The 15,021-nt window shown below is 57.8% G+C and carries 12 protein-coding genes; 5 read left to right on the top strand and 7 right to left on the bottom strand.

The annotated features are described in order from the left end of the window. Window positions 1–16: 16 nt before the first annotated feature. The 6 genes from CLV84_RS15710 to CLV84_RS15735 all read right to left on the bottom strand — a co-directional run bounded on the left by CLV84_RS15710 (window position 17) and on the right by CLV84_RS15735 (window position 7,714). On the bottom strand, window positions 17–679 hold the full coding sequence (locus CLV84_RS15710; protein WP_104420716.1) for a hypothetical protein: 663 nt from the start codon (window positions 677–679) through the stop codon (window positions 17–19). Between the two features lie 102 nt (window positions 680–781). Continuing rightward, on the bottom strand, window positions 782–1,624 hold the full coding sequence (locus tag CLV84_RS15715) for a YsnF/AvaK domain-containing protein (protein WP_104420717.1): 843 nt from the start codon (window positions 1,622–1,624) through the stop codon (window positions 782–784). Between the two features lie 64 nt (window positions 1,625–1,688). Next, window positions 1,689–2,036 carry a DUF2382 domain-containing protein gene (locus tag CLV84_RS15720; RefSeq protein WP_170067730.1) on the bottom strand — a complete coding sequence of 116 codons (348 nt, stop codon included), beginning with the start codon at window positions 2,034–2,036 and terminating at the stop codon, window positions 1,689–1,691. Between the two features lie 231 nt (window positions 2,037–2,267). Further along, window positions 2,268–5,507, bottom strand: a complete 3,240-nt coding sequence (locus tag CLV84_RS15725; protein WP_245911531.1) for a TonB-dependent receptor — start codon at window positions 5,505–5,507, stop codon at window positions 2,268–2,270. A 157-nt stretch (window positions 5,508–5,664) separates the two neighbouring features. Next, entirely contained in the window at window positions 5,665–6,405 is a 741-nt protein-coding gene (locus CLV84_RS15730; protein WP_104420720.1) for a DUF4197 domain-containing protein, read from the bottom strand. A gap of 247 nt (window positions 6,406–6,652) precedes the next feature. Further along, the gene (locus CLV84_RS15735; protein WP_104420721.1) at window positions 6,653–7,714 is read right to left on the bottom strand and encodes a saccharopine dehydrogenase family protein; all 1,062 of its coding nucleotides are present in this window, start codon (window positions 7,712–7,714) and stop codon (window positions 6,653–6,655) included. Between the two features lie 1,279 nt (window positions 7,715–8,993). On the opposite strand from CLV84_RS15735, the gene CLV84_RS15740 reads away from it, so the two are divergent. The 5 genes from CLV84_RS15740 (at window position 8,994) to miaA (ending at window position 14,112) form a co-directional block, all read left to right on the top strand. Continuing rightward, window positions 8,994–10,433 (top strand): anthranilate synthase component I family protein, encoded by a 1,440-nt coding sequence (locus CLV84_RS15740; protein ID WP_245911532.1) that lies wholly within the window; start codon window positions 8,994–8,996, stop codon window positions 10,431–10,433. Between the two features lie 140 nt (window positions 10,434–10,573). Beyond that, complete coding sequence (locus tag CLV84_RS15745) at window positions 10,574–11,173, top strand: anthranilate synthase component II (protein ID WP_104420722.1); 600 nt, start codon at window positions 10,574–10,576, stop codon at window positions 11,171–11,173. Window positions 11,174–11,176: 3 nt separating this feature from the next. Beyond that, window positions 11,177–12,373 (top strand): tryptophan synthase subunit beta, encoded by a 1,197-nt coding sequence (gene trpB, locus CLV84_RS15750; RefSeq protein ID WP_211295271.1) that lies wholly within the window; start codon window positions 11,177–11,179, stop codon window positions 12,371–12,373. Between the two features lie 46 nt (window positions 12,374–12,419). Further along, on the top strand, window positions 12,420–13,217 hold the full coding sequence (gene trpA / locus CLV84_RS15755; RefSeq protein ID WP_104420723.1) for a tryptophan synthase subunit alpha: 798 nt from the start codon (window positions 12,420–12,422) through the stop codon (window positions 13,215–13,217). A gap of 22 nt (window positions 13,218–13,239) precedes the next feature. Beyond that, complete coding sequence (miaA, locus tag CLV84_RS15760; RefSeq protein ID WP_104421216.1) at window positions 13,240–14,112, top strand: tRNA (adenosine(37)-N6)-dimethylallyltransferase MiaA; 873 nt, start codon at window positions 13,240–13,242, stop codon at window positions 14,110–14,112. Between the two features lie 109 nt (window positions 14,113–14,221). On the opposite strand, the gene CLV84_RS15765 is transcribed toward miaA, so the two are convergent. Next, the gene (locus tag CLV84_RS15765) at window positions 14,222–14,800 is read right to left on the bottom strand and encodes a hypothetical protein (protein WP_170067731.1); all 579 of its coding nucleotides are present in this window, start codon (window positions 14,798–14,800) and stop codon (window positions 14,222–14,224) included. Between the last annotated feature and the right edge of the window lie 221 nt (window positions 14,801–15,021).

A 15,021-nucleotide genomic window follows, 5' to 3' on the forward strand; every position in this document is an offset into this window, starting at 1 on the left:
AAAATGGATCCGATTACTAGCTCAGATTCTGTAGTACGGTCCGGGCCTGACTGAAGAAACTACGTACATCCTCCTTCTGATTCAGAGTCAATGTTTCCGCTGTCATGGCCTGGGCTTCCTGCCGCAGGGCGTCAATATCGGCGGAGTTGCTACCGCTGTTGGATTGGGTATCGATATCTTCCATCATCTCGACGATGAGCATCGAGGCCATCTTGATTTTGTCGGCGTGGTCGCCGGCCATGGGATCTTCCATGATTTCGTTAGCCAATCGGTCGATCCGGTCGGATTTGTCCATTACGGATGCTTCGGACATCAGTCCTTTCTCCTCCGCGATCGCTTTGGTTGCATCGGCTAATTCCGTAAGCGCACGGTGACTAAACTCATGGTCGAGACCCATTTCACCGTCCATACTGGCGGTGGTATTCATGTAGGTGGCTACCGCGGGCAGACTGCCTTCGACTTCATCGTAGTCATTGTAATTGTTATTCTCGTCGATGCCGGTAGCAACGCCAGCGACGCCGTCATTGTCCTCAACGACCTCCTCGGTATAAACCTCCTCGGAATCGTCAAAGGCTTCCGCTACTCCCCAAACGACGAGTCCGAGTAATAACAAGCCGATGATCCAGGGCCAGATGCTCGATCCGCCCGTTGGTTTTTCTTCTATTCTAATTTGTGCCATGATAATGTTGATTTTGGATTAAAAAAAATGGCGGACCGGCCCGGCAAGGGTCCGGTCCGCCAATAATGGGTGGCATCCCGTGAGGGGCCACAAACCGTCGGTTTAGTTATTCCGCTTGATATCGCTTTGGTCGCGATTGCGTGGGGCGTCCTTCCCCTTGTTGACAACGTCGACTTCCGTTTCCCGGGCGGTTTCTCGCACCGTTTCCTGGTGGGAATCTACCTTTTTACCGACCGTGATTTCTTCTTTCACGCGGGCTTCTTTGGAGACTACGGCTTCTTCCGATTTTTCTTTAACCGAAATCGTTCTGTCCTGGAAGTCTGCATTACCGGCGGGGCGGTCGACCGGCTTCCGATCAACAAACACGTGCTCGTCGCGGAGGCGAAGCGTTTCTTCTACCGGCCGTTCGATGACGTGGCTCCGTACGGTTACGCCGCCGGTTTCCACTTCCCGTTTGCCGATAGCAACGTCCTCTTTCAGTACCTTAAGCGTCTCCTGCTTATCTACGTCGCCGTAGCGGTCATTCAGTTGCTTCCGGTTCCGGTTGGCATCGAACGACTTATCCTGGTACTGTTGGTACCGATCGTCGAAATCAATAGCACCGTACCGGTCAAGGATCGAGGCTGCTTTTTTCGCCTCCTCCAGGGTCGATGTGTGTACGGTCACGACGGTTCCGCGGCTGGCTACTCCGTGGGCGGCTTCACTGCGGGTATAACCGCGGTCATCATCGTACGAGTTGTCGTCTCCGAACAGGCGATCGAAAAAGCTCTGCACCTTTCCGGACTGCTGATGATAATTATCGCCGACTTTACCGTGCTCACCGTACTGGCTCACGTCGATCGTGCTGTCGTTAAATTTCTGCTCGACGAGGGCCTCTTTGGCGCTGCGGGCTTGGCTTTTGGTGTCAAATACACCTATTACTGTTTGGTTATTTTGGTTATTCATTACTAATGCGTTTTAATTAAATGATATAAATGGGTGTCGATCGCCTTGCGGGATCGACGGTATTTTATTGTGCTGGTTTCCGCGACACGGTTACATCCTCCGATCGTAGGGTGACGCTTTCGGTGCGTTCGCTGGTGTCAACTTCCTGAATCAGGTGAATCTCCTCCACCAGGACGAGCCGTTTGATAACTACCTCTTCTTCCCGTACGACGGGAACGATCAGGTTCTTTCCTTCGTAGCGCACTTCCGGCATGGTTTCGACCACGCGGTTTTGTGGGATACGGAATTCGCGGTAATGGGTATCGATACGAGTAAGGGGCACCTCCACCGTTTGATTGTGCACGATTTTGTCAACGGTGATTTCGTCCGTTACTTGCTCGCGGGATGTGACGACCAACTTCTCTTCAACCACCGGTATGATTTCTTGGTATCCGGTTTTTGGCTGATCGCGTCTAATTTCTTCGTGCTGCTTTGTTGTGTCCGCCATCAATTATAGATGTGCGTGGAGGGGGTATATGTTCTGTTTTGTTAGCGATTTGACCCAAATTATCCCGAATACAGGCAAAACAAGCCCCCGATCAACTGAATGACCGGGGGCTTCAACCAAATTGGTTTGGGAATGCTACGTCGAAAATGCTACGGGCTAGAAGATATACTTCACGCCAAGCTGCATCTGCCAGGCATTGCCCAGAACGGAAGAAGTGTAGCGGAACGTCTCCGTGGGGAATTCCGTGGTTCCTGGAATGGTGTTGAGGCGGTAGACGGGCTCACCCGCATCGTTTACTCCGCGGTAGTTCAGCAGGTTCTGCTGGAAGGGGACCTGGGGAATGCCCCATTCGCTATTCAGCAGGTTACCGAAGTTCAGAATATCGATGGTGAACTGTAGGAAGTTGCGATCGCCTTCGGTGAACTTTACGTTCTGGAGAATGCGTACGTCGAAGCGATTGACCCAGGGAGCAAGGGCACCATTGCGCTCGGCGATCTGTCCGCGCTGCTCGCTCAGGTAATCGTCCTGGTCGATGTAGGCATCCAGGATGTCCTGTTGCATCGATTCGGTGTATTCCACGCCGTCAACGGTCACTGCTTCAAAGTTGAGCTCGCTGGCGTCGGTGGGCACGTAGATCAGGCGGTTGGAGTTGTCGCCGAAATCACCGGAGTAGGTATAGGAATAACGGAAGGAGTTGGCGCCGTCGTAGAAGATGCCGAAGGTGGTGTTGCCGGTCTGGTAGTTGAGGTTACCGACCACGCGGTTAGGAATGTCGAACGCGGCGTAGCTCAGTTCGGGATCGTTCCGGTCGTAGCGTACGGTAGCGGGCCAGAGCGAAACGGCCTGCGATCCGCCCGCTGCGTCCAGGTCGCGCGAACGGGAGTGGGTGTACGCGGCCATGGCGTAGAATCCGTTGTCGAATTCTTTGGACAACTGACCGGTGAACGAGTAATAATCAGCTTTCCGCTCGGCGTTGGTCAACAGGAATACATTGCGGAAATCCTCGTCGTTGCTGTAGCCGGAAAGGCCGGGCTGCTCCGTCCAGATCCCACGGTTATCGGGACCTTCAAGGAAAGCGTCCGGGTCGCGGACTACGGGGTTATAAGCAATCGGCGTGTATACGTCCCGGTTGTACATCAACTCGACGGTAGCCTTGATGCCGAGGGGGAGCGTCTGGTCGATGCCCAGGTTCGTACGCCAAACCTGGGGCAGCTTGAAGTTGCGGTCGGTGAGGTTGAGCTCGTTAGATAGGGTAGCTTCGGGATTTTCAGGATTGTAAGCGGTGACGTCGGGGTCGAAGGTGATGCCTTGCTCGATTACTTCGTCGCCTTCATAGCCGATACCACCACGAATGACGCCCGATCCGTTAACCTGGTTGGACAGCCATACAAAGGGAATACGGCCAGAGAACAGGCCCGTACCGCCCCGGATTACCGTAGTACGGTCGCCGGTAACGTCGTAGTTAACGCCAAGGCGGGGGCTGAACAGCGGATTGACCTTGGGGAAGGTACTAACATCGGGGGTGAACGTTTCACCGTCCAGATTGGTGAACTCTTTGTCGAGGTTATCGAGCAGTTCGTTGTTGGGAATGTCGATGGGGTAGAAAGGCAAATCGATGCGTAGACCACCGGTGACCTTGACGCGATCGGTAACCTGGTACTCGTCCTGAATGTACACTCCGAGCTGACCGAATTTGGTCTCGTCGACCGGGGGCGTGGTGCTTCCGTCAAGCGCGTAGCCCTTGGCGAATGCGATGGGGAAGACGTTCGGATCCTGATCGATGACGGCGGATACGAAGTTGTCGTACGTATCGTAGCGGTAGAATCCGTTGAACACCGGGTTGAAGGCGTTCAGGAAGCTCATGTATTCAAAGTTGATACCGGCCGTAATGGTGTGTGCCTCTTTGTAAAAGGTCACGTTGTTGGTCACGTTGAATACGTTGTTCTCCAGCAGGTTACCCACCGTGAAGAGCTCGTTGCCCAGCGTCATGTAGTACAGCGGATTGCCGGAAGCATCCGGTTCCAATACCTCGATCATCGGGAAGTTTTGGCCACCGGGGATGCCGCGGCGCGGGTCGACTACCCGCGTGAATCCGATGTTAAACTGGTTGGACAGGTTGTCGGTGAAGATGGAGTTCAACTCCGCTACGTACGAAGTGACGCGGCGGTCGTTCGTGTAGTTGTTGTTCCGGAAGTTGATGTTCTCGATACCGGTACGGTCCGTGTTGCGGAAGCGGGTAGAGATGTACCGCACGGAGTTCCCGTTGGTAGGCACGTCGGTGAAGGCGGTATAATCGTTGAACCGCGCGGTCAGTTTGTGGCGGTTGCTGATGTTGTAGTCGAGGCGAACGTTGATCCGCTCCTGCTCGGAGGCAAACTGGTAGCCGTCGGGGGCACCGGTATCGTAGCCGTAAAGCTCCTGGATACGGTCGCGGACAAAATTAGCCTCCGATAGGGGAACGCGGGAAATGATCAGTCCGTCGGGCTGCTCACCGTCGCGGGCGGCACGCTTGAGGAAGGAAGGAACGGCCTCCGTTTCCTTTTCGTAGGATCCGAAGAAGAAGAGCTTGTTCTTGATGATCGGACCGCCGAAGGTGGCGCCGAAGATCTCGTTCTTGGAATTACCCGGATCGACGGTGATGTCTCCCGCACGGGTGCCCTGCGTTTGGTCGTTCCGCAGCAGATAATAGGCCGAACCGCGGAAATCGTTGGTACCGCTCTTGGTAACGGCGTTTACCGCAGCACCGGTAAAGCCGGAGTAGCGAACGTCGTAGGGGGCCAGGTTCACACTTACCGCTTCGATGGCGTCGATGGAGATGGGGCTGCCACCGGCGAACTGCCCGCTACCTAAGCCGAAGTTGTTGTTGTAAATATTACCGTCAATGGTATAGTTGTTGAACCGGCTGCTGGTACCCGCGAAGCTGGTACCGTTGGACTGTGGTGTCAACCGGGTAAAATCATTCAGACTCCGGTTAACGGTTGGCAGCGCGTTGATCTGCTCCGTAGAAACGTTGAGCGAAGAACCCGTCTTTTCGTCGGTGAACTGTGCATCGCGGTCCGCGGTAACGGTCACGTTCTCCAGCACTACAGATCCATCCGAAAGCTCGAAGTCAATGACGCTCTGGGCGCCCAGTTTAAGCTCGATGCCGGTCTTGGACAGCTCCTCGAAGCCGACGTAGGTGGCCGTAACCGCATAGGGTCCCCCAACGCGCATACCCGGAATGGTGTAGTAACCGCTTTCGTTGGTTACCGTACCGTATTGGCTGCCGGAAGGCGTATGGATCGCCACGATAGTGGCCCCGATGAGGTCTTCACCGGAGGCATCTGTAACATGTCCCGTGATGCTACTGTTGGTGATCTGAGCCTGTAGCCCTGCACCAATTAGCAGAAAAATCATAAAATACGCTAACCGTACTTTCATGAGGAAGGAATTGATTTGGTTGATTAGGTTCCGGCGAATACCGGTGTAATTGGCCGCAAAGGTCGAAAGGATTTCCGACCTCCACGTTAACCTAATGTTAACCTTTCCCGCTCACGCCATACGGGGCGCCATTCTACTTCGCGTCCTGACGGGCAAACACTTTCCGCAGCAATTCAGTATTGCGCAACGCGGGCTTTTCGCGTAATTCTGTTTCCTTCACCTCGATCAAACCAAACATTCCGTCCAATGCGCGGCTGGTAACGTAAACGTCCAGTTCGGGTTCGGTTTTTTTCACGAGGGGGATTTTGTTGTAGGCGGTAACCACCCGGTTCCAGATCTCGTTGGCGTTGACTTCGTCCAGGGCCGCCCGGATGACGGGTTGGAACTCTCCGGTCAGGGCGGTGGAGGTACTGGTCTCCAGGTAACGGGTAGCCGCGTCCTTTTCGCCCATCAGGAGGTTCATCGCGTCCCGAAAGGTGAGCCCCTTGATCGCGTCCACGAAGATCGGGGTGGCTTTCTTCGCCGCCAGTTCGGCCGCGCGGTTGATCCGCTCGGTTAGGTCCTGCTCGATGTTACCGAAGCCGGGTAGGGCACTCACCCGGCTGACGATCGCCTGAGCTTCCTCCGGCAGGAGGATTTTGTAGGGACTTCCGTAGTAGCCGTTCTCGGCGGAAAGGCTGGTCACCGCCTGGCCTACCCCCTGGTCCAGGGCCTCTTTCAGGGCTTGTCCGACTTCTTCGTTGCTCAACGGGCTATCGCCGCGCAACACCCCTTCCGCCTTGTCGGCTAATTTACCCAGCTTTCCGAATTGCGCGTTGGCGGGGAAAGCAAAGAGGCTAGTAAGCGCTAGAATGAAAAGTAGGCGAAGTTTCATAAGGTAAGGGTTTAAGCAAGTAAACGGCTGGCTCGCCCGGGAGATTACTAAGGAGACGTTAAGTATTACTTACGGTGGACTTCCACACCGAAAACACGCGCCCCCGCAGGTCGCCTACCGCGTACGGCTACACGCCGGGTTGCTATCGCTTTTTCCCGGAAGGATGAGTATAGGACCTGCAAGTGTCCAAAGGACCTTGGAGTATCCGGCCTGGTATCTAAGCCTCCACGCAGCTGTAGCTATCCGGTCAGACCAAAATATCCTCCCGTTCCGTACCCTCCACTTCCAGGATAAAATCCGCTCCGAAGAGTCCGGCCGGCGTCTGGTACCCGGGCTTCGCCTGTCCGTCAAGCACCCGCCGCACGATCATCAGACTGGTGATCCCGGTCAGGGTATAGCCTTCGGGCGTTCGCATCCGGGCGGCGACGGTGCGTCCGCTTACGTCTTTTACCTCGCCGTATATATAGGTCTCGGCCTCGGCCCGTTGCGCGTCGTCCGGCCCCGCGGGGCGGTCCTCTATTTTCTTCTGGAGAAAGCGTTGTACCGGACCGAGTTGGAGTATCGGGCCCAGCCAGTTGCTGCGCTCCATGGTTTTCAGCTGCTTGGGGGGCACGGCGAAGAAGGTCTTGATATTCGGGATGCCCGTGGTGAAGTAGGCGGTGAAGACGTCACCCCAGGGAATGGTCACCGCCCGCAGGGAAATTTGCTCGGTGAAGGGGAAGTCGCGGGTTTCGTGGGCGGCCTTTACCTTTTTGATGGCCCCGTGTTCCCGGATCGCTCCGCCGTTGCCGGCCCCGCCCAGCATGGTCTTCGCTGTTCCCCGGCTTATCCCGCCGCCCTTCCAGGCAAAGGCAAGCACCAGCTCGGTGGCCGCTTTCATCTGCTGCTTCAGGTAGGCGGCCATGCAGTCGGTGGGCACCACGTCGAAGCCGACGCCGGGCATTAGCATAATCCCTGCCCGCTGTGCTTCGGGGCCCATTTTTGCTGCCCGGGCGAATACGGGAATTTCACCGGTGATGTCCAGGTAATGGGTGCCGGTACGCAGGCAAGCCTCCATCATCGGTTCGGCCGTATGCTCGAAGGGCCCCGCCGCGTGCAGTACTACGGTGAAGTCCTGCAGCAAATCATCCAGTTCGGTCCGGTTATTCAGGTCTACCGCCCGGTAGTCGTAGCCAAACTCGTGGTGCATGGCCTCCAGTTTCTCCGCGTTGCGACCGCTCAGCAAGGGGCGCAGGCCATGATCGGCGGCCATGCGGGTAATCAGTCGGCCGGTATAGCCGTAAGCACCGTACAGTAGGAAGTCCGACATAAGAAGGGCAATTTAAAAGGATGAAGGGCGAAACAACAGCGAGCTCCCGTTCGGCCAAGCGGTGGGCGCCGGGGCGCAGGTGCAAGGATCGTCAGCGGGGGAATGTTCATTTCCGGCCGAGGCTCCTCCGGTCAGCGGCATTACGCCCGCCTCGTTTACGGCCTCCATCTCTTGGTATCCGTTCGATCTTTTTACGGAAGATAGTCGCTGCTTTGCCTACGCTCTGAAGGGAGGTCCACACTGTGCCGAATTACCGGGTTGCGCTTTCACGACCTCCGAGTTCTCGACCGCGAAACGGGTACACCGGTCGCCATCATCCAAGGTTGAAGCCCTTGAGCTGAGATAAGCTTCCTACCGGCTCACCCTAGAAGGGTTCGACCTTGGAGCGTAGGCTTCGGTTAAGAGCGGTCCAAGCTCGAAGCCCTCCGGGCTGAGATGGTATATCCACCAGCTCCCCACTACAAGTTTTCGATCCCGCAATTGACACGCCGGTCACCATAATCCAAGGTCGAAGCCCTCCGGGCTGAGATGAGCTACCCAATAGCTCAGCCTAGTAAGGCTTCGACCTCGAAACGTGGCGGCGGTTCTGCGATCATCCAAGGTTGAAGCCCTTGAGCTGAGATAAGCTTTCCACCGGCTCGCCCTAGAAGGGTTCGACCTCGGAGCGTTGGCTTCAGTTGGGAGCGGTCCAAGCTCGAAGCCCTTGAGGTGAGATAAGCTTCCCACCGGCTCACCCTAGAAGGGTTCGACCTTGGAGCGTAGGCTTCGGTTAAGAGTGGTCCAAGGTCGAAGCCCTCCGGGCTGAGATGAGCTACCCAACAGCTCACCCTAGAAGGGTTCGACCTCGGAACGTGGCGGCGGTTCTGCGTTCAACCAAGGTCGAAGCCCTCCGGGCTGAGTTGCTACGCACACCCTAGATGCTCAGCTTACCACAGAAGGATTTGACCTTGGAGCGTAGGCTTTGGTCGGGAGCGATCCAAGATCAAGCCTTCGTGGCTAAGATGACAGCCAACACTTGCTCGGCCGAAAATCCCAAACGCCCAACGAGCAGCTTGATTAGACCTTTAAACTTTGTCCTTAATCCTTTGGAAATCGTACTTTTTTCCCCCTATCTTGCCGCCATGCAAATGACCAATACCAACTGGTGGTGGCTGAACCGTACTCCCGAATGAGCACGCGCTAGCCCTTTTGCACAAAAAATCAAAGGCTCGTCGGTTGCTCCGGCGGGCCTTTCGCTATTTTAGCCCCCGCAGCTGCCGATATAAACTCTCTCTCCCCCTTGTCTACGACTACGCTAGCTTCCGAACAAACTGCCCTGACCGTCCGCAGCCGGCGCCTGACGGCCGATCAGCTGACGCCCGTTTCGCTCTACCTGGCCCTGCGCGACCGGTTCACCGATCCCGTGCTGCTGGAATCCAACGAAACCCGCAACCACGAGCACTACTTCAGCATCATCGGACTGGAAACACTCGCCTTTTACCGCGTCGAGGACGGCCGCATTCATCGGGGCAGGGTAGGGCAGACGATCCGGGAATTGCCCTGCACCGACGCCGACACCGTCAGCGACGACCTGAGCGCTTACCTGAAATCATTCGCTATCGATTACGGAGATACTCCCCAGCTGGTGAGGCAGTTCAACGGACTGATCGGCCACACGAATTTCGAGGGCGTCGCGTATTTCGATACGCTGTCGTTCCGAAATCCATCGCGGCTGCGGTCCCCCGCCCTCCGCTACCACCTGTACCGCTTCGTGCTGGTGTTCCACCACTACCGCGACGAACTCCTCCTCATCGAGAACCTGCCCGACGGAGAAACCAGTCGCCTCGACGAGGTCGAACGCTGCATCCGGGCTGGGGGCACCGTGCATCCGTTCACTCCCCGGGGGGAGTCCACCAGTAACATGACGGACGACGATTTCAAGGCGCTCGTGGCGAAGGGCAAGCACCACTGCCGGATCGGCGACGTGTTCCAGATCGTGCTAAGCCGCCAGTTCCGCCAGGAATTCCACGGGGATGAGTTCCAGGTGTACCGGGCGTTGCGCAGTATCAATCCCTCGCCCTACCTCTTTTACTTCGATTACGGGGACTACCGGATCATGGGCTCCAGTCCCGAAAGCCAGATGGTGATCCGCGACGGGGTGGCCCGCCTCAATCCCATCGCCGGTACCTATCGCCGTACCGGCGACGCGGACCAAGACCGGGAAGCCACCGAACGGCTCCTGGCTGACCCGAAGGAAAATGCCGAGCACGTCATGCTGGTAGACCTGGCCCGCAACGACCTCAGCCGCCATACCCGGGAGGTCACCGTGCGCAGCCTGAGGGAAGTACACTACTACAGCCACGTCATCCACCTGGTGAGTACCGTCGACGGCAAGCTGGAGGCGGATGATGTAGCCGTTCGCGTCTTCGGAGACACCTTTCCCGCCGGAACCCTCAGCGGCGCACCGAAGTACCGGGCCATCGAACTGATCGACCAGTACGAAAAGCAGCAACGGGGATTCTACGGCGGCGCCATCGGCTTTATCGACTTCGAAGGGGGAATGAACCAAGCCATCCTCATTCGTTCCTTTTTCAGCCAGGACAACGCCCTCCACTACCAGGCCGGTGCCGGGGTGGTGGCGGCCAGCAACGAGGAAAGCGAGATGCAGGAGGTGTATAATAAGCTCGGCGCGCTTACCAAAGCCATCGCCAAGGCGGAAACCCTGCCGGCTAGCTTTTGAGGAAGCTCGCGCCATATTTTTTGAGTCGTGGATGTTCTCTTTAATTGCTCGGCCGCGCACACCGGTCCTCCCCGCGCCAACGATGCGAGCGTTCGCGAGCAACCGCAGTTATTCCGTTCAGCCGCACTACATGTGATCTAATGAAAATACTAATCCTCGATAACTACGATTCCTTCACCTACAACCTCGTTCACTATATAGAGGACGAGCTCGGTGAAGACATTGACGTCTTCCGCAACGACGCCATCGACCTCGACGCCGTAGCCGCCTACGACCTCGTCGTATTGAGCCCCGGCCCGGGCCTCCCCGCGGACGCCGGCATCATGCCCGCCCTGATCAAGCGCTACGCCAGCGAAAAGGTGATCTTCGGAGTCTGCCTCGGTCACCAGGCGATCGGGGAAGCCTACGGAGGCAGCCTGCACAACCTGAGCCAAGTGCACCACGGGGTGGAGACGGAAATGGTGCGCACCCTCACCGATGACGTCCTCTTCGCCGAGGTGCCCGAGCGCTTCCGGGCCGGCCGCTATCACAGCTGGGTGATCGACCCCGCCACGCTGCCCGACGAGCTCGAGATTACCGCTACCGACGAAGTGGGCGGAATCATGGCCATGCGCCACCGCCACCTCCCCGTTTTCGGCGTTCAATTCCACCCCGAGAGCATTATGACGGAACACGGACGGCTCATGATCCGAAATTTACTGAACTTCGTGAAAAGCCGGCAAGCCGCCGCCCAAGCATAACCCATGATACAGACCAAGATAGACGACCGCGGATACTACGGCCGCTTCGGGGGGGCCTACATCCCCGAGATGCTGCACGCCAACGTCGAAGAGCTGCGGCAAAATTACCTGCAGATGATGGCCGATCCCGAATTCCGGCGGGAGTTCGACCTGCTACTGAAGGACTACGTCGGCCGGCCCAGTCCGCTGTACTACGCCGACCGGCTCAGTAAGCATTACGGGGCTAAGGTATACCTGAAGCGGGAAGACCTCAACCACACCGGTGCCCATAAAATCAACAACACCATCGGCCAGATCCTGCTGGCCGAACGCCTGGGTAAAAAACGCATCATCGCCGAAACGGGTGCGGGTCAACACGGGGTCGCTACGGCGACCGTCTGCGCCCTGAAGGGACTGCGGTGCATCGTCTACATGGGCGAGGTGGACATCGAGCGCCAAGCCCCTAATGTAGCCCGTATGCGGATGCTCGGGGCCGAGGTACGTCCGGCCCGCAGCGGATCCCGCACCCTGAAGGATGCCACGAACGAGGCCATTCGCGACTGGATTGCCAACCCCGACGATACCCACTACATCATCGGCTCGGTAGTGGGGCCGCACCCGTACCCGGATATGGTGGCCCGTTTCCAGGCGATCATCTCCGAGGAGACGAAGTGGCAGTTGCAGGAGAAGATCGGCCGCGACTACCCGGATGCCATCGTGGCCTGCGTGGGCGGGGGCAGTAACGCCGCCGGAGCCTATTACCATTACCTCAACGACGAGCGGGTGCGCCTGATCGCCGTGGAAGCCGCCGGCCTGGGCGTCGACAGCGGCGAATCGGCCGCAACGAGCCAGCTCGGTACCGAAGGCATCATCCACGGTAGCCGCACGCTGCTGATGCAGACCGAAGACGGCCAGATCGTGGAACCCTACAGCATTTCCGCCGGCCTCGATTATCCGGGTATCGGTCCGCTGCACGCCTTCCTCATCGACAGCGCGCGCGCGGAGGCCATCAGCGTCACCGACGACGATGCGCTGAAGGCCGCCCTGTTCGTGGCCCGGCAGGAAGGCATCATTCCCGCCCTGGAAACGGCCCACGCCTTTGCCGCCCTGGATCAGATGACCTACGGTCCGGAGGATGTCATCGTCGTCTGCCTCAGCGGCCGCGGCGATAAAGACTTAGCCGCCTTCTCAGCTTATTTGGACAGCGATTCCCTGACGTAAATATTATCAGTCATCCCGGCCCGGAGGGCCTCGACCTTGGACCATTATGAATCGATTGAGCAGACTATTTTCCGAAAAGAAACGCGACGTCCTTAATATCTACTTTACCGCCGGCTATCCCGCCCTCGACAGCACGGTGCCGATCATCCGGAACCTGGCTGAGGCCGGGGCGGACCTGATCGAGGTCGGCATGCCGTATTCGGATCCCATGGCCGACGGAGAGACCATTCAACAGAGTAGCATGGTCGCCCTCCAGAACGGCATGACGCTTAAGCTCCTCTTCGAACAACTCACCGAGGCCCGCCGCCACACCCAGATCCCGCTGGTGATGATGGGGTACTACAACCAGGTGATGCAGTACGGTGCCGAGCGTTTCGTAGGGGCCGCGGCCGCTGCCGGTGTGGACGGGCTTATTCTTCCCGATCTGCCATCCTTCGAGTATCAGCGCGATTTTCGGCAACTGGCCGACGCGGCCGGACTGGAAGTGAGCTTTCTCATTACCCCGCATACGACGGACGAGCGCATCCGGGAAATCGCGGGAAGCAGCAGCGGCTTCCTCTACGTCGTTAGCAGCAGCAGCATCACGGGGGGCAGTTCGCAGATCAGCGACCGGCAGCGCGCCTATTTCGACCGCATCGCCGCCCTCGACCTGCCGAACCCGAAACTGATCGGCTTCGGGATCAGCGACGCGGAAACCTTCCGTACCGCTTGCGAATACTTCAACGGAGCCATTATCGGCAGTGCCTTCATCCGCGCGTTAAAGGACCAGGAGGAACGGGTAGAAGCAGCCACCCGGGAATTCGTGCGCGGGATCCTGGAGCCCAGCCTGGCGGCAAAAAGGTAGTCCGGTGACCCGGGACAAACCCTTGCTTATCGTCATCGGAGGAGCCACCGCGTCCGGAAAGACGCAACTGGCGATCGAGTTGGCGCGTCATTTCGGAACGGAAATCCTGAGCGCCGACAGCCGGCAATTTTACCGGGAGATGCGCATCGGCAACGCCCGACCCACGGAAGCGGAACTGGCCGCGGCCCCCCATCACTTCATAGCTGACCGGTCGCTCGCCGAACCCCTTACCGCCGGCACCTTCGCCGAAGCGGCGCTGCCCCTCCTGGACCGTATTTACCAGGACCGGTCGGTAGCTATACTTGCGGGGGGTAGCGGACTCTACATCCGGGCCGTTTGCGAGGGACTGGACGATTTTCCTGCGGTTTCCGAGGGCGCCGAAGCGCGGGTGCAACGACTTTCTTCCGAAGAAGGGTTGGCCGGTCTCCAACGCGAACTGGCCCGCCTCGACCCGGAGTACTACGCCACTGTCGACCGTCAGAATCACCGCCGGCTAGAGCGGGCGCTTCGGGTCTGCTACACATCGGATACGGCGTATAGTTCCTTTCTCGGCAAGCCACAGGAGCGTCCCTTTCGTCCTATTTACTTGCAGCCGCTGATCGATAGAGAAAGCTTATACGACCGGATTAACCAGCGGGTAAACCACATGCTGGAAGCCGGTTTGGAAGCGGAGGTGGCCGCCCTGCGGGAAGAGCGCTACCGACCGGTGTTGCAGACGGTGGGCTACCAGGAATGGTGGCCCTACTTCGACGGCACCTACGACCGCGACCGGGTCATCGAACTGATCCAGCGTAACTCCCGCCGGTATGCCAAGCGGCAGCGCACCTGGTTCCGGGAGTACCGGCCCGTAGCCACCGCCGACGAAGCTATTGCGCTGATCGAGAATACTTACTGATCGGTTACGCTTCAGAGGCATCATGTCAGCGTCAGGGTAGGGTACTGAAAACCGCAAAGCTCCCCTGCCACTGGCAGGGGAGCTTTGCGGATCTTAATTTGGCAGGAACTTACTTGGTGTAGATGGACCGGCCGTTGCTCAGCACATCGGCAATTTCGCTGCGGTCACTGATGTACCGGTAGCGGGTATTGCTGATTCCTTCCGGGCGATCGCCAATGATGTAGTAGCGTACATCCATATCGGGTGCGTTCACGACGACCTGGTCGCTGACGCGCAGCATTTGCCCGTTCTGTAGCATCTCCCCCGCTTTTTCCAGGCGCGCCAGTACGACCATGCGTTGGCCGGTGGTGTAGATCTCCTCGATCTCGAGTGCCGCTTCCTGGTCGACGTCGGCTTCTACCATAAAGGTCGTTTCCTCGGGTTCGCCGTAGTCCTGTGGCCAGTCTACGTCCAGTACAGGAACTTCTACCTCCTCTTCGACCATTTCCACGGTCACTTTCGGGACTTCCACCATGCGGGTGGTGGTAGTCACGTCCACGTCGGCCCATTCTACATCGTATTCCGGGGCCTGACCGGCTTCGGTGTCGATGTCTACGTCGACTTCCGGTAGTTCACCTTCCTGGGTCTGGTCTACCTCGCAAGCAGCGGTTAGAACAAATAATAATGTTAAAATGGGTATAAATCGCATGTTCATAGTGTCTTAATAAAGTAAACGGGGGTCGAATTTGTCGACTGTCCTAATTTCAACGGTAATCAAGGGGGTAGATGTTCGTACTAGGGCCCGGTGATCGGCTGCCTTTACGTGTGAGCGAAGGCACGGGTCGCTGCGCCCCCGGCCGGAAACGGCGGTAGCGGGTATACACGGAGTACCTGCGGCGAGCGCAGGCCATCCGGACGGTAGCAAGCAGG

Origin of the sequence: Neolewinella xylanilytica, assembly GCF_002934605.1 — a bacterium.
GTDB classification, from domain to species: domain Bacteria; phylum Bacteroidota; class Bacteroidia; order Chitinophagales; family Saprospiraceae; genus Neolewinella; species Neolewinella xylanilytica.